The sequence below is a fragment of the uncultured Ralstonia sp. genome, from assembly GCA_913056305.1.
In the GTDB taxonomy this organism is placed as follows: domain Bacteria; phylum Pseudomonadota; class Gammaproteobacteria; order Burkholderiales; family Burkholderiaceae; genus Ralstonia.
In genome coordinates this window covers 1-12,358 of sequence record CAJXMR010000143.1, presented here as the reverse complement: position 1 = coordinate 12,358, position 12,358 = coordinate 1, and the positions used below count along the sequence as shown (strand labels likewise).

Sequence of the window (12,358 nt, the reverse complement as noted above, 5' to 3'; positions counted from 1 at the left end):
TCCGGCCGCATGTTCAGTAATCCAGACCCCAGTCGACGACGATGCGCTTGCCTGCCACATCCACCGACTTCACATAGACCTCGACAAACGGCACGAGCCGCTCGACATCGCCTTCGCCAGCGATGCGCAGAACCTGATGCGCACCGTTGTCGAGCAGGCCGGCCACCGTGCCAAGCGTTTCCTGCTGCTCGTTGACGACGGTGGCGCCGATCAGGTCGACCCAGTAGAACTCGTCGTCGTCCGGCGCGGGAAACTCGGCCCGGCTGACCCACACGGCACAGCCGCGCAGCGCCTCGGCGACATTGCGGTCCGGCACGGCAGGCGAACCTGCCACGACGGTGCCGCTGTGCTCGCGCGACGTGCCGACGGGGAACACCCGCCAGTCCGCCGATGCCGCCAGCGGACCCGCCGCGGGCTTGAGCCACCAGGCACGTGCATTCAGCAACGCGTCGGCGTCACCGTGCGGCTGGACCTTGATCCAACCGCGAATACCATAGGCACCGCCCACATAGCCCACCTCGACCAGATCGTCGGGGAGCGATGGGTTGGCACCCGTGTCCGGACGCATTGCCTGCAGACGCTCGACCACCTTTTGCGAGGTAGCTTGCGCAGCAGCGGCCACGGGGCCGTTTTGCGTCCGAGACGGCGTCGATGCAGCGCGCGTCACGGCAGGATGTGCACGGACGGCACCGTCGATCGACGCATGCTCAAAACTTAGGCAGCAGCCTTCGCGGCGCCTTGCTTCACCAGACGGGCAACCGTCGGCGACAATTGAGCGCCCACGCCTTGCCAGTAGGCCAGACGATCTTGCACGAGGCGCAGACCTTCTTCGCCATCCTTGGCGAGCGGGTTGTAGAAACCCACGCGCTCGATGAAACGGCCGTCACGGCGATTACGCGAATCGGTCGCAACGATGTTGAAGAACGGGCGCTTCTTGGAGCCACCGCGGGCCAGACGGATCACGACCATGGATCTTTTCCTTGAAAAACTGGGTATGCGTACAGAGAAACACGCAAGTATAGCGCAATTTTCCCAGCCAAACAAACACTTAGGCTGGGCGCGGACGAGCGGAGGGTGGCGAACGTGGCGCGGTCGGTACGCGCAGGTCGCATTTGTGCTCGCGGCGTGGCTTGGCATGGGGGCGACGGCGGCGGCGAAGCTACCCATCGAGACCCTGCGCGTGCCCGCCGGCTTCAAAGTCGAGATCGTCAGCGACGAGATGCCATCGGCACGTGAGATGGCAATCTCACCGGCGGGCATCCTGTACGTCGGAAGCCGCGCGGGCAAGGTGTACGCGCTGCCGCTGCAAACGCCGGGCGCGCGTGTGCGGGTGGTGGCCTCCGGCCTGCAACTGCCCGTGGGTGTGGCATGGCGCGATGGCAGCCTGTATTTGTCGGCTGTGTCACGCCTGGTACGGCTGGACGGCATCGACAAGCGCCTCGACAACCCGCCCGCGCCCGTCGTCGTCAACGACCAGTTCCCGACCGAAACGCACCATGGCTGGAAGTTCATCGCCTTCGGCCCGGATGGCAAGCTCTACGTGCCGGTGGGCGCCCCGTGCAACATCTGCCGCCCCGACGAGAACCGCTACGCCAACCTGATGCGCATGAACGCCGACGGCAGCGGCCTGGAAGTCGTCGCGCGCGGCATCCGCAACACGGTCGGCTTCGACTGGCACCCCGTCTCGCACGAGCTTTGGTTCACCGACAACGGCCGCGACTGGATGGGCGACGATCAACCCGACGACGAGCTCAACCGCATCACCGCGCCCAACCAGCATTTCGGCTACCCGTTCTGCCATGCCGGCGACGTGCCCGACCCCGAATTCGGCGCGGGGCACCCTTGCAGCAACTACGTGCCGCCGGTCGCCAAGCTGGGCGCGCACGTGGCGGCGCTTGGCATGCGCTTTTACACCGGCAACAGCTTCCCGGCCGAGTACCGCAACAACATCTTCATCGCCGAGCACGGCTCGTGGAACCGCTCCTCCAAAGTCGGCTACCGCGTGATGCGCGTGGTGCTCGACGAGGCGGGCAAGGTGGTCAGGCAGGCGCCCTTCGTGCAAGGCTGGTTGCAGCCGGGCGAGCGCGTATGGGGTCGCCCGGCCGATGTGCTCGTCGCGCCCGACGGCAGCCTGCTGGTATCAGACGACTACGCGGGCGCCGTGTATCGCATCCGCTACATCGGCAAATGATGCACACGCCGCCTACCGCCTGGGCAAGGCGTGAGGGAAACATCTCGTTACACCGGAAACTTTTGGACAGTGGATGCGACCTGAGTGAAGCCTTACATTGACAGGCATGAACACGCGCTGCCGGTCTCTCTCGCTCACACCAGGAGCACGCGCGGCGCGTGGCACTTTCGAACCCTTGCCTGACAGGAGATAGCCATGCCGATCCGTGCATTGCTTCGCCCTATGGCGGCGGGTGTTCTGATCGTCGCCTCTGCGGGCGCCCTGGCTGCCAACGCATCGGCGCGTCAGGCCGCCGTCGCCTTCGCAGAATCCGCCATGCCGGCGTGGACCCAATCCACCGACGCCGCGCAACCGGCCCACCCGCTGGTGGCGCAGGTCTTCTTCGTCGATGCCCGCGGCGACCAGGCCGCCCGCATCCGCGCTCAGACGGAGCGCATGGACGCCCGCGCCCGCGCCGACGACCGCCTGAACGGCCGTGTCCAGCCCCATGAGGGGGGCGGCCGCGGCGACTGGCAGCAACAGCAACAGCAGGAACGCATGCGCCAGGAACGCGGCAACGGCGACCAAGGCGGAAACTGGCACGGCTCGCGTCGGGGCTAAACGCCGCGCCAGTCCGTCGAATTTCACATCGCGGAACTTGGCCCCCGGCACCTGAGTCGTATTGGAGGGTGAGCGGCACACGTTTGGTGTGCCCTCACCATCACACCCATCATAACGATAACAGGTGCTCCAATGCTGTCCCAACTCCACCGCACCACGCGGCTCATCCTGGGTCTGATATGGACCTCGGCCTTCATGCTGATGCTCGCCCACCTGCTCTACGGCGAAGTCAGCCTGCGCCAACAGGCGCCCCAACTGCTGCAAGACCTCACGGCGTCGCTGAGCGTGCCGTCGCTGCGTCCCATCCCGATTTAGTGTCCCTGCCCTGCCCGCCGCAACCCCCACGCAACGCTGCGCGCGTCCGGCCGATCTGACGGCCACCTCCCCTGACTGCTGATGCGTCCGCGAGACGCGCTTCCGGCGCCGCCAACGGGCTGCGCCGTGGTTCGCGCAGTTCGTGTTGGGCGTAAAATGCGCGGCGCTGTTGCCGTCTTGCCGTGTGTTCACTGCCTGCCATGCCTACGACTGCTCTCCAAAAAAAATCCAAGCTGCTGACCGTGCTGCTCGCCTTCCTGTTCGGGAGTGCGGGCGCGCATCGTTTCTACCTCAAGGGCGGGCGCGACTTCTGGGCCTGGACGCAGGTCGCGGCCATCGTGCTTGGCGCGGTGGGCGTGGTGGTGCTGTGGAACAGCCAGCGCGCGAGCGGCGCGGGCTGGGTCTGCGCCATCCTCGGCGGCGCGTCGGTGCTGGCCGGCTTCCTGTCGGCGCTGGTCTACGGGCTGCGCCCGGATGACAAGTGGGACGCGCAGTTCAACCAGGACGGCCAACCGACGCGCTCGGGCTGGCCCGTCGTCATCCTCACCATCCTCACGCTGATGATCGGCACCGGCCTCTTGATGGCCGGCCTCGCCATCACCTTCCAGACGTATTTCGAATCGCAGGTGCAGGCAGCGAAAGAGCTGTCGCAATAATCAGAACAGGCTGCCCTGGCGCTCGTCGACCGGCTTCCTGGTTTTGACGGCGCGCACTGGCGGCTTGAACTGCGACGTGTCGAGCCGCAGCGCGTTGTAGCGGTGGTAGCTGAAGCCGAGCTTGTCGGCGGTCTTGTAGAAGCGCTGCCGGATGAGATCGGCCCAGATGCCGGTGCCGCGCATGCGCGTGGTGAAATCGGCCTTGTAGTCCTGACCGCCGTGCAGGTCGCGGATGCGGTTCATCACGCGTTGTGCGCGATCGGGGAAATGCGCCATCAGCCAATCCTGGAACACGGCATTCAGCTCGTTGGGTAGACGCAGCACGATGTAGCTCGCGTACGTAGCACCCGCCTCGCGCGCGGCCTCCAGGATCTGCTCCATGTGGTCGTCGGTGATGAAGGGGATCATCGGCGCGACGCTCACCCCCACCGGAATGCCCGCCTCAGACAATGTGCGGATCGTACGCAGACGCCGCGACGGCGTGGCCGCGCGCGGCTCCAGCTTGCGCGCGAGATCCGCGTCCAACGTCGTGACCGTGACCGCCGCCACCGCGAGGTTCTTGGCGGCCATCGGTGCGAGCAGGTCGATGTCGCGCTCGATCAACGTCGACTTGGTAATCAACCCGACCGGGTGGTCGCAATCGTGCAGCACCTGCAGCACATCGCGCGTGATGCGCAGCTCGCGCTCGATCGGCTGGTACGCGTCGGTGTTCACGCCCAGCGCGATCGCCTCGCAGCGGTAGCCGGGCTTGGCCAGCGTCTCGCGCAGCACATCGGCGGCGTTGGTCTTGGCGAACAGCTTGGTCTCGAAATCCAGCCCCGGCGACAGCTCCAGATACGCATGCGTCGGCCGCGCGAAGCAATACACGCATCCGTGCTCGCACCCGCGATACGGATTGAGCGACACGCTGAACGGAATGTCCGGCGACTGGTTGTGGCTCAGGATCGAACGCGCGCGCTCGATGGAGACTGAGGTCTCGATGCGCGGCGGTGCGTTGTCCGGATCGTTCGGATCGAGCTGGCCGATCAGCGGCTGCCAGCCGTCGTCGACGCGCGCGCGTTCATCGCGCTCGAAGCGGCCTTGCAGATTGGAGGTGGCGCCGCGCCCCTTGCGCGGGACGTGGCGATCGGACGGGTCGGACACAGCGGATTGGGTCGGATGCGGGGGCCCGCTGATCGTATCGCATCCGCCCGCGCTCCGCTGTGCCCTACGCGGGTACCGCCGACTACGCTTCCGGCTCCAGCTTCACGTCCCACAGCGACTTGCCGTCCAGGTCATGCAGCGACACCGTCATCGTGCGCGTGGCCGGGTCGATCTTGGCGCGGCCGTAGTACTGCTGCAGCGCGGCCGGCGACTGGTTCTGCGGATTGTCCTTGGGAATGCTGACGTAGCGCACATCCGGCCCGAAGGTCCGGTCGACCTCGTTCGGCCCGAACGTGCCCGCGTTGATCGGCCCGCCGACGAATTCCCAGAACGGCTTGAACTCCGTGAACTTGGCGCGCGACGGGTGGTAGTGCGTGGCCTGCGCGTAGTGCACATCGGCCGTCACCCACACCACGTTCTGGATGTCCTCCTGCTTGATGAAGCGCAGGATCTCGGCCAGTTCCAGCTCGCGGCCGGACGGCGCGCCGTCGTCGGCATTGGCCCACGCCTCGTAGGTGCCCTTGGGCACATCCGGGTTCAGGTCGGGCACCACCAGCGAGATCGGCATGTCGCTGGCGATCACCTTCCACGTGGCCTTCGACTGCTTGAGCGATTGCTTGAGCCATGCCGTCTGCTGCGGCCCGAGGAAGGCCGCATCCGCATCGAGCGTGGTCTGGCGGTTCGGCGAGTTGCGGCCACGGTAGCTGCGCTCATCCAGCATGAACACGTCGAGCAGCGGCCCGTACTGGAACGCGCGGTAGACCTGTTCCGGGTCGATCGGGTTGAAGCGGAACGGGTTGTACTCGAACATCGCCTGGCGGGCGCGCGCGGCCAGCAGCGAGGCGCTGCGCTCCTGGTAGCGCTTTTCTTCCGGGCCGATCTGCTGGCCGGGGTACCAGTTGTTGCGCACCTCGTGGTCATCCCACTGCACGAGGAAGGGCACCTCGGCGGCGAAGCGGCGCTTGTTCGCGTCGAGCTGGTTGTAGGCGAAGGCGCCGCGGTAGTCGTCCAGCGTCTGCGCGACGTGCGACTTGGCCTCGGTGACGAGGTTGGTCCACAGCGAGCCATCCGGCAGCTTCACCTCGGCCTGGATCGGGCCGTCGGCGTAAATCTGGTCGCCGGAGTGGATAAAGAAATCGGGCGATTCGCGGCGCATGGCCTCGTACAGGCGGTAGCCGCCGAAGCGCTCGTTGATGCCCCAGCCCTGGCCGGCCTCATCGCCGGAGAAGACGAAGCAGATCGGGCGGTTGCCCTGCACGGCCGGCGTGCGGAAGCGCCCGGTGACGGGCTCGCTGAAGGCCTTGTCGTGCACGAGGTCCTGGAAGCTGACGCGGTAGAACAGGTCGGCGCCGGCGGGCAAGCCAGTCAGGTCCACACGCGCGGTCAGGCCACTGCCTTCGATGGCCGCCGGGCCGATGCGGCGCGCGACATTCTTGAACGCAGCATCAGTCGAGTATTCGACGACCATGCGCGCCGGCCGATCCGTGCGGCTCCAGACGATGGCGCTGTTGGCGGTCACGTCGCCGCTCATCACGCCACCGGGCAGTTGCGGGCGCAGGCGCTCGGAGGTGACCGCAGCAGGCGCCACGCCTTGCGCCAGGACGTCCCCGATGCGCGAGCCGAGCAGCGCGGCGCCTCCGGTGGAAACAAGGCCCTTGATGAGCGTGCGGCGGGTCGGCTTGAAGAGCGGCTGGTCGGACATGGCGGGTTCCCGGTGTGATGATTGTGCGCGGCAGCGTAGGCCGACTTCATGACACCAGCACGTCACCCGGTGATGGGCGGCTTAGCCCCCCGCCTCCGTCACGTCGATGGCCAGCGTCTCCTTGATCTCCTCCATCACGATGTAGCTCTTGGACTGCACCGCGCCCGGGAGCTGCAACAGGATGTCGCCCAGCAGGCGCCGGTACTCGCTCATCTCGCGGATGCGCGCCTTGATGAGGTAGTCGAAATCCCCCGAGACGAGGTGGCATTCGAGCACCTCCGGAATGCGCAGCACCTCGCGCCGGAACTGCTCGAACATGTTGCCGGACTTGCTGCCCAGGCTGATCTCCACGAACACCAGCAGCGACGCGCCCAGCATGGCCGGGTTCAACCGTGCGTAGTAGCCGAGGATGAAGTGCTCGCGCTCCAGGCGTTTGACGCGCTCGATACACGGCGTGATGGTCAGGCCGACGGCCTCGGACAGCTCCTTCATGGACAGCCGCCCGTCCTTCTGCAGCAGGTCGAGGATGCGGCGGTCGAGCTTGTCGAGGGCCCGGACGGGCTTGCGCTGGGTTCGCATGATCGAAAACGGCCTGAAAACGAAGTTATTCCTGTTTCCTGCAAATATACAGAAACATTTGATAGGAATGTGCGAATACGATAGCGCCATCTATCGCGATAGCATCTCCGGGGAGTATCACCATGCGCGTGCTCGTTCTTGGCAGCGGCGTCATCGGCGTGACCAGCGCCTATTACCTGGCCCGCGCCGGCCATGAGGTCACCGTGGTCGACCGTGAAGCCGGTCCGGCGCTCGACACCAGCTTTGCCAACGCCGGGCAGATCTCGCCGGGCTACGCGTCGCCGTGGGCTGCACCGGGCGTGCCGCTCAAGGCCATCAAGTGGATGTTCCAGCAGCACGCGCCGCTGTCCATCCGCCCGGACGGCACCCTCTTCCAACTGCAATGGATGTGGCAGATGCTGCGCAACTGCAACGCTGCCAGCTACGCCGAGAACAAGGAACGGATGGTCCGCCTGGCCGAGTACAGCCGCGACTGCATCCGCGCCCTGCGCGCCGAGACCGGCATCGCCTACGAAGGCCGCGAACAAGGCACGCTGCAAGTCTTCCGCACCCAGCAACAGCTCGACGGCGCCGTGAACGACATCGCCGTGCTCGAGCGCGCCGGCGTGCCCTACGAACTGCTTTCGCGCGACGACCTCGTGCGCAGTGAACCAGGACTGGCCTCCACCCGCCACAAGCTGGCCGGCGGCCTGCGCCTGCCCAATGATGAGACGGGCGATTGCCAGCTCTTCACCACGCGCCTGGCCGCGATGGCGGAGAAGCTGGGCGTGCGCTTCCGTTTCAATAGCAACATCAACAGCCTGATCGTCAAGAACGACGCCGTGCGCGGCGCGCTGGTCGACGGCGAGGCCATGACCGCCGATCTGGTGGTGGTGGCGCTGGGCAGCTACAGCACGCCGTTCCTGAAGAACCTGGTGGGCGTGCCGGTCTATCCGCTCAAGGGCTTCTCGATCACCGTGCCGATGACGGACGCGGCCAAGAGCCCGGTCTCGACCGTGCTGGACGAGACCTACAAGGTGGCGATCACGCGCTTCGACGACCGCATCCGCGTGGGCGGCATGGCGCAGATCGTTGGCTACGACAAGCGCCTGGACCCGGGCAAGCGCAACACGCTGGAGTTCGTGGTGAACGACCTGTTCCCGGGCGGCGGCGACGTGTCGCACGCCTCGTTCTGGACCGGCCTGCGCCCGATGACGCCGGACGGCACGCCCATCGTCGGCCCGACCCCGGTGCGCGGCCTGTGGCTGAACACCGGCCACGGCACGCTGGGTTGGACCATGGCCTGCGGCTCGGGCAAGCTGCTGTCGGATCTGGTGTCCGGCCGCTCGCCCGCCATCCGCGCGGATGATCTGTCGATCCACCGCTACTCGCGCGGCGGCCAAGCGCCGGCGACCCAGCCTGCGCTGGCCTGAGCGTCAACGCTGCATCCACGAAAAAGGAGGCCGAGGCCTCCTTTTTTTTTCATCGGCTCACACCCACAACCGGTACGCCCAGAACGACTCGTCCTCGATGAAGCGTTGCACGAACTCGCTCGGCGAGAAACCGGTGACGCGTTTGGCCGAGCGGCTCAGGTGCGCCTGATCGGCAAAGCCCTCATCCTGGGCCAGCGCGGCCCAATCGAGCGGCAATCCGGCCGCGTGCCGATCCATCGCGGCAAAGTAGGCGCCTTCGGTTTTCACCAGCGTCTGCCACTCGCGCAAGGACCGCCCGCTGAACGTCTTGATGCGTCGCTCCACCTGCCGTGGGCTATGCGTGCGCCGCCATTCATGGGCCTGCCAGGCCAGGCGTTCGACCCAATGACGGCCCACCCGGCGGATCGACGACAGGATCGAGTCCTGCCCCTGCAGCGCCTGCCAGCGCGCCGCGAGATGGTGTTCCAATACGGCCAGCACAGCCGCGTCGTCCTGAGTGTCGAGCAACGCCTCCAACAGTGGCCGCCAGGCGGCGCCCAGTACCGCATCGGCATCGACAAAGCGGTCCGCCACTTCTGCCATGTCGACGCCGAACAAGGTTTGCGCGACATCCGCCGCAAAGCAGATCATGCCGCCACGCCCGGTGGTCGGCGCCCAGCTCACGGTGGGCCGCGATTGGCTGCCAGCCAGCACGACCGCCGCGCCGAACGGCCGCCACTGCGGGCCGTTGTCGGTGCGCTCCACCAGCCCGGCATCGAGGCCCTGGAACCACGACAGCGAGACCATCGGCGAGGCGGGAAAATGGGTCAGGCGCTGCGCATCGGTCAGATCAAAACCCCGTGTGTCGCGGCAGAGAATGGCCACGATGGCGCCCTGCAAGGCCGGCGGCGCGAGGACCAGCCGCGTGTCTGGCGTGCGGCCATCGCGCAATGCGCGTGGTGCTCGCACCAGGGGATCAGGGCACTCGATTTTGGGGGACATGGCGGCGCAGTATAGGCAGGCGTCCGGCACGTGTCGATGTCGTTTGCGTTCAAGACAGCGGGCGAGCGCAAGCGAACAATGCCAGACATGCCAAGACGCGCACGGAGCATCCACATGAACCCGACCTCCTCCAGCCAATGCCCTTTCCATGCGAAGGCATCATCGCCCGCACCCACCGTCCATCCGCCCGGTGAGTGGCCGCCGGGCCCCTCTGCCGGTCTGACCGGCTGGGGCTTGCTGGCCAAGATGTCGCGCGATCTGCTGGGCACGCTGGCAGCGTGGCAACGCGAATTCGGCGACGTGGTGCACCTGCGCTTCTGGCCGGAACACGAGATCGTTGTCGCCGACCCGCAACTCGCGCGCGAACTGCTGGTGACGCACCACGATGCACTGATCCGCTGGGAGCGCGGCATCCGCGTGTTCGCGCAGTTACACGGACATAGCGTGCTGATCGCCGAGGGCGAGGCATGGCGCGGCAAACGGCACGCCATGCAGCCAAGCTTCTCGCCCAAGGCGGTGCAGGCCTTCGTGCCCACCATTGGCGCGGCCACCGGCAAGGCGCTCGCGCAGTGGCCGAGGCACGACGCGCGCTGGCCCATCGAAAGCGCGATCACATCGCTGACCATGGACGTCATCACGCGGATGATGTTCTCCAGCGAGATCGGCGAGGAGGCCCGCATTGCGGAGCAGGCCATCCGAGTGGTCAGTGCCGCCGCCAACGCAGAGTTCTACTGGCCTGCGAGCTGGCCCGACTGGGCGCCGTGGAAGCGTGCAAAACGGCGCGCCCTGGCGCAACTGCATGGCCTGATCGACCACCACCTGCAGGCACGCTTGGCCCTGCCCGATGATGCCTGGCCCGACGATCTGCTGACCCGCCTGCTGCAATTGCATCGGGACGATGCAACAGCATGGCCCCTGCACGCCGTGCGCGACGAATGCATGACCGCCTTCCTGGCAGGACACGAAACCACCGCGGCCACACTGATCTGGTGGGCATGGTGCATGGCGTCGAACCCGGCCGCCCAGCAGGCCGTGCAGGAAGAGGTCCAGCAGGCGCTGCAAGGCGGCATGCCGACCGCTGACACACTGGCGTCACTGCCCTACCTGACGCAGACGATCAAGGAGACGCTGCGCCTCTACCCTGCCGCGCCAGCGCTCTTCAGCCGCCGGAGCACCAAGCCAATCACTCTGGGCCCATGGCAATTGCCCGCGCGCACGATGTTCATGGTGCCGGTGCAGGTGATGCACCACGACCCGCGCTGGTTCCCCGAACCGCTGACCTTCCGCCCCGAGCGTTTTGCGCCCGACGCGCCGGAGGTGCCGCGCGGCGCGTACCTGCCCTTCGGCACCGGCCCGCGCGTCTGCCTGGGGCAGCATCTGGCGATGTCCGAGATGACGGTGATCGCGGCGATGCTGCTGCAGCGCTTCACGCTGTCGGTGCCGGACGGCATGCGCGCGCCGCGTCCGGTCATGAACGTCACGCTGCGGCCGGATCAGCCGGTCCACCTGACGGTCACGTCCATGCAAAACTGATCGCCTCGCGCATCAACAAAAAAGGGAGGCCGAAGCCTCCCTTTTCTCATGCCCGTTGACGCAGATCAGAACTGCCCTTCCGGCACCGCACCGATGGTCTCGCCGCCCGACAGGATCGACTGCGCGATGCCCGGCGCCTGCGTCAGCAGCACGTCCGCAAACACGCGCGCTGTGGCGATCTTGGCACCGTAGAAGTTCGGGTCATCGCCCTCACGATCAATAGCCACCAGCAGCGCACGCGCCATCTGCCAGCCCGACAGCACGATGCCGCACAGGCGCAGGTACGGCACGCTGCCCGCGAACACGGCGTTCGGCTGCGCCTTGGTCTGCGCGACCACGAAGCGCACCACCGATTCCATCGCCTCGCGGCCCGCGGCCAGGCGCGCACGCATCGCCTCGCAATGCGCGCCACCCTTGGCGGCCAGCGCGGCTTCCACCTTGGCAAGCTCGGCGCAGATGCCCAGCGCCACCGCGCCGCCATCACGCACCGTCTTGCGGCCGACCAGGTCGTTGGCCTGGATGGCCGTGGTGCCTTCGTAGATCGGCAGGATGCGCGCATCGCGGTAGTACTGCGCGGCACCGGTCTCTTCGATGAAGCCCATGCCGCCGTGCACCTGCACGCCCAGGCTCGTCACGTCGATCGACATCTCGGTGCTCCAGCCCTTCACGACCGGCACCAGGAATTCGTACACTGCCTCGTTCTGCTTGCGCGTCGCGTCATCGGCGGCGTGGTGGCCGGCATCGCACGCAGCGGCGGCCACGTAGGCCAGCGCGCGGGCACCTTCGGTCATCGCGCGCATCGTCAGCAGCATGCGCTTGACGTCCGGGTGATGGATGATCGCCACCGACTTGGCCGCAGAGCCATCCACCGGGCGGCTCTGCACGCGCTCGCGCGCATAGGCCACAGCCTTCTGGTACGCGCGCTCCGATACGCCGATACCCTGCATGCCCACGGCATAGCGCGCTGCGTTCATCATGATGAACATGTACTCCAGGCCGCGGTTCTCCTCGCCGACCAGCGTGCCGATGGCGCCGCCGTGGTCGCCGAACTGCAGCACGGCGGTGGGGCTGGCCTTGATGCCGAGCTTGTGTTCGATCGACACGCAATGCACGTCGTTGCGCGCGCCCAGCGAGCCGTCATCGTTGACCATGAACTTCGGCACCACGAACAGCGAGATGCCCTTCACGCCCTCCGGCGCGCCCGGCGTACGCGCCAGCACGAGGTGGACGATGTTCTCGGCCATGT

The 12,358-nt window shown here is 66.8% G+C and carries 13 protein-coding genes; 6 read left to right on the top strand and 7 right to left on the bottom strand.

Going from position 1 to position 12,358, the window contains the following annotated elements; all coding sequences use genetic code 11:
* Nucleotides 1–13: 13 nt before the first annotated feature.
* Together rimM and rpsP are read right to left on the bottom strand one after the other, a co-directional pair.
* Entirely contained in the window at nucleotides 14–568 is a 555-nt protein-coding gene (rimM, locus tag QZ609_RS18760) for a ribosome maturation factor RimM (RefSeq protein WP_295497949.1), read from the bottom strand.
* 146 nt (nucleotides 569–714) lie between these two features.
* The gene (gene rpsP, locus QZ609_RS18755; protein ID WP_021195488.1) at nucleotides 715–969 is read right to left on the bottom strand and encodes a 30S ribosomal protein S16; all 255 of its coding nucleotides are present in this window, start codon (nucleotides 967–969) and stop codon (nucleotides 715–717) included.
* A gap of 145 nt (nucleotides 970–1,114) precedes the next feature.
* Between rpsP and QZ609_RS18750 the strand changes: the two genes are divergently transcribed.
* The 4 genes from QZ609_RS18750 to QZ609_RS18735 all read left to right on the top strand — a co-directional run bounded on the left by QZ609_RS18750 (nucleotide 1,115) and on the right by QZ609_RS18735 (nucleotide 3,762).
* Nucleotides 1,115–2,191, top strand: coding sequence for a sorbosone dehydrogenase family protein (locus QZ609_RS18750; protein ID WP_295497944.1), 1,077 nt, complete (start codon nucleotides 1,115–1,117; stop codon nucleotides 2,189–2,191).
* A 195-nt stretch (nucleotides 2,192–2,386) separates the two neighbouring features.
* Nucleotides 2,387–2,791 carry a hypothetical protein gene (locus QZ609_RS18745; RefSeq protein ID WP_295497942.1) on the top strand — a complete coding sequence of 135 codons (405 nt, stop codon included), beginning with the start codon at nucleotides 2,387–2,389 and terminating at the stop codon, nucleotides 2,789–2,791.
* Between the two features lie 132 nt (nucleotides 2,792–2,923).
* The gene (locus tag QZ609_RS18740; RefSeq protein WP_295497940.1) at nucleotides 2,924–3,106 is read left to right on the top strand and encodes a hypothetical protein; all 183 of its coding nucleotides are present in this window, start codon (nucleotides 2,924–2,926) and stop codon (nucleotides 3,104–3,106) included.
* A 200-nt stretch (nucleotides 3,107–3,306) separates the two neighbouring features.
* The gene (locus QZ609_RS18735; protein WP_295497938.1) at nucleotides 3,307–3,762 is read left to right on the top strand and encodes a TM2 domain-containing protein; all 456 of its coding nucleotides are present in this window, start codon (nucleotides 3,307–3,309) and stop codon (nucleotides 3,760–3,762) included.
* On the opposite strand, the gene QZ609_RS18730 is transcribed toward QZ609_RS18735, so the two are convergent.
* The 3 genes from QZ609_RS18730 to QZ609_RS18720 form a co-directional block, all read right to left on the bottom strand.
* Nucleotides 3,763–4,905, bottom strand: coding sequence for a PA0069 family radical SAM protein (locus QZ609_RS18730; protein WP_295497936.1), 1,143 nt, complete (start codon nucleotides 4,903–4,905; stop codon nucleotides 3,763–3,765).
* 82 nt (nucleotides 4,906–4,987) lie between these two features.
* On the bottom strand, nucleotides 4,988–6,607 hold the full coding sequence (locus QZ609_RS18725; RefSeq protein ID WP_295497934.1) for an alkaline phosphatase D family protein: 1,620 nt from the start codon (nucleotides 6,605–6,607) through the stop codon (nucleotides 4,988–4,990).
* An 81-nt stretch (nucleotides 6,608–6,688) separates the two neighbouring features.
* The gene (locus QZ609_RS18720; protein WP_295497932.1) at nucleotides 6,689–7,186 is read right to left on the bottom strand and encodes an Lrp/AsnC ligand binding domain-containing protein; all 498 of its coding nucleotides are present in this window, start codon (nucleotides 7,184–7,186) and stop codon (nucleotides 6,689–6,691) included.
* 122 nt (nucleotides 7,187–7,308) lie between these two features.
* Between QZ609_RS18720 and QZ609_RS18715 the strand changes: the two genes are divergently transcribed.
* Nucleotides 7,309–8,598, top strand: coding sequence for a D-amino acid dehydrogenase (locus QZ609_RS18715; RefSeq protein ID WP_295497930.1), 1,290 nt, complete (start codon nucleotides 7,309–7,311; stop codon nucleotides 8,596–8,598).
* Between the two features lie 57 nt (nucleotides 8,599–8,655).
* Here the strand turns inward: QZ609_RS18715 and QZ609_RS18710 are convergent, their stop codons facing one another.
* The gene (locus QZ609_RS18710; RefSeq protein WP_295497928.1) at nucleotides 8,656–9,579 is read right to left on the bottom strand and encodes an AraC family transcriptional regulator; all 924 of its coding nucleotides are present in this window, start codon (nucleotides 9,577–9,579) and stop codon (nucleotides 8,656–8,658) included.
* Between the two features lie 114 nt (nucleotides 9,580–9,693).
* Between QZ609_RS18710 and QZ609_RS18705 the strand changes: the two genes are divergently transcribed.
* On the top strand, nucleotides 9,694–11,112 hold the full coding sequence (locus QZ609_RS18705) for a cytochrome P450 (RefSeq protein WP_295497926.1): 1,419 nt from the start codon (nucleotides 9,694–9,696) through the stop codon (nucleotides 11,110–11,112).
* 65 nt (nucleotides 11,113–11,177) lie between these two features.
* On the opposite strand, the gene QZ609_RS18700 is transcribed toward QZ609_RS18705, so the two are convergent.
* Nucleotides 11,178–12,358, bottom strand: a 1,181-nt coding sequence (locus QZ609_RS18700; RefSeq protein ID WP_295497924.1) for an acyl-CoA dehydrogenase, incomplete at its 5' end; no start/stop codon positions are given.

What these genes read in the sequence shown, in the direction of transcription:
- QZ609_RS18720 (WP_295497932.1), bottom strand. Translation starts at nt 7,186, where the DNA reads ATGCGAACCCAGCGCAAGCCCGTCCGGGCCCTCGACAAGCTCGACCGC.
- QZ609_RS18725 (WP_295497934.1), bottom strand. Translation starts at nt 6,607, where the DNA reads ATGTCCGACCAGCCGCTCTTCAAGCCGACCCGCCGCACGCTCATCAAG.
- QZ609_RS18715 (WP_295497930.1), top strand. Translation starts at nt 7,309, where the DNA reads ATGCGCGTGCTCGTTCTTGGCAGCGGCGTCATCGGCGTGACCAGCGCC.
- QZ609_RS18740 (WP_295497940.1), top strand. Translation starts at nt 2,924, where the DNA reads ATGCTGTCCCAACTCCACCGCACCACGCGGCTCATCCTGGGTCTGATA.
- rpsP (WP_021195488.1), bottom strand. Translation starts at nt 969, where the DNA reads ATGGTCGTGATCCGTCTGGCCCGCGGTGGCTCCAAGAAGCGCCCGTTC.
- QZ609_RS18745 (WP_295497942.1), top strand. Translation starts at nt 2,387, where the DNA reads ATGCCGATCCGTGCATTGCTTCGCCCTATGGCGGCGGGTGTTCTGATC.
- QZ609_RS18735 (WP_295497938.1), top strand. Translation starts at nt 3,307, where the DNA reads ATGCCTACGACTGCTCTCCAAAAAAAATCCAAGCTGCTGACCGTGCTG.
- rimM (WP_295497949.1), bottom strand. Translation starts at nt 568, where the DNA reads ATGCGTCCGGACACGGGTGCCAACCCATCGCTCCCCGACGATCTGGTC.
- QZ609_RS18705 (WP_295497926.1), top strand. Translation starts at nt 9,694, where the DNA reads ATGAACCCGACCTCCTCCAGCCAATGCCCTTTCCATGCGAAGGCATCA.
- QZ609_RS18710 (WP_295497928.1), bottom strand. Translation starts at nt 9,579, where the DNA reads ATGTCCCCCAAAATCGAGTGCCCTGATCCCCTGGTGCGAGCACCACGC.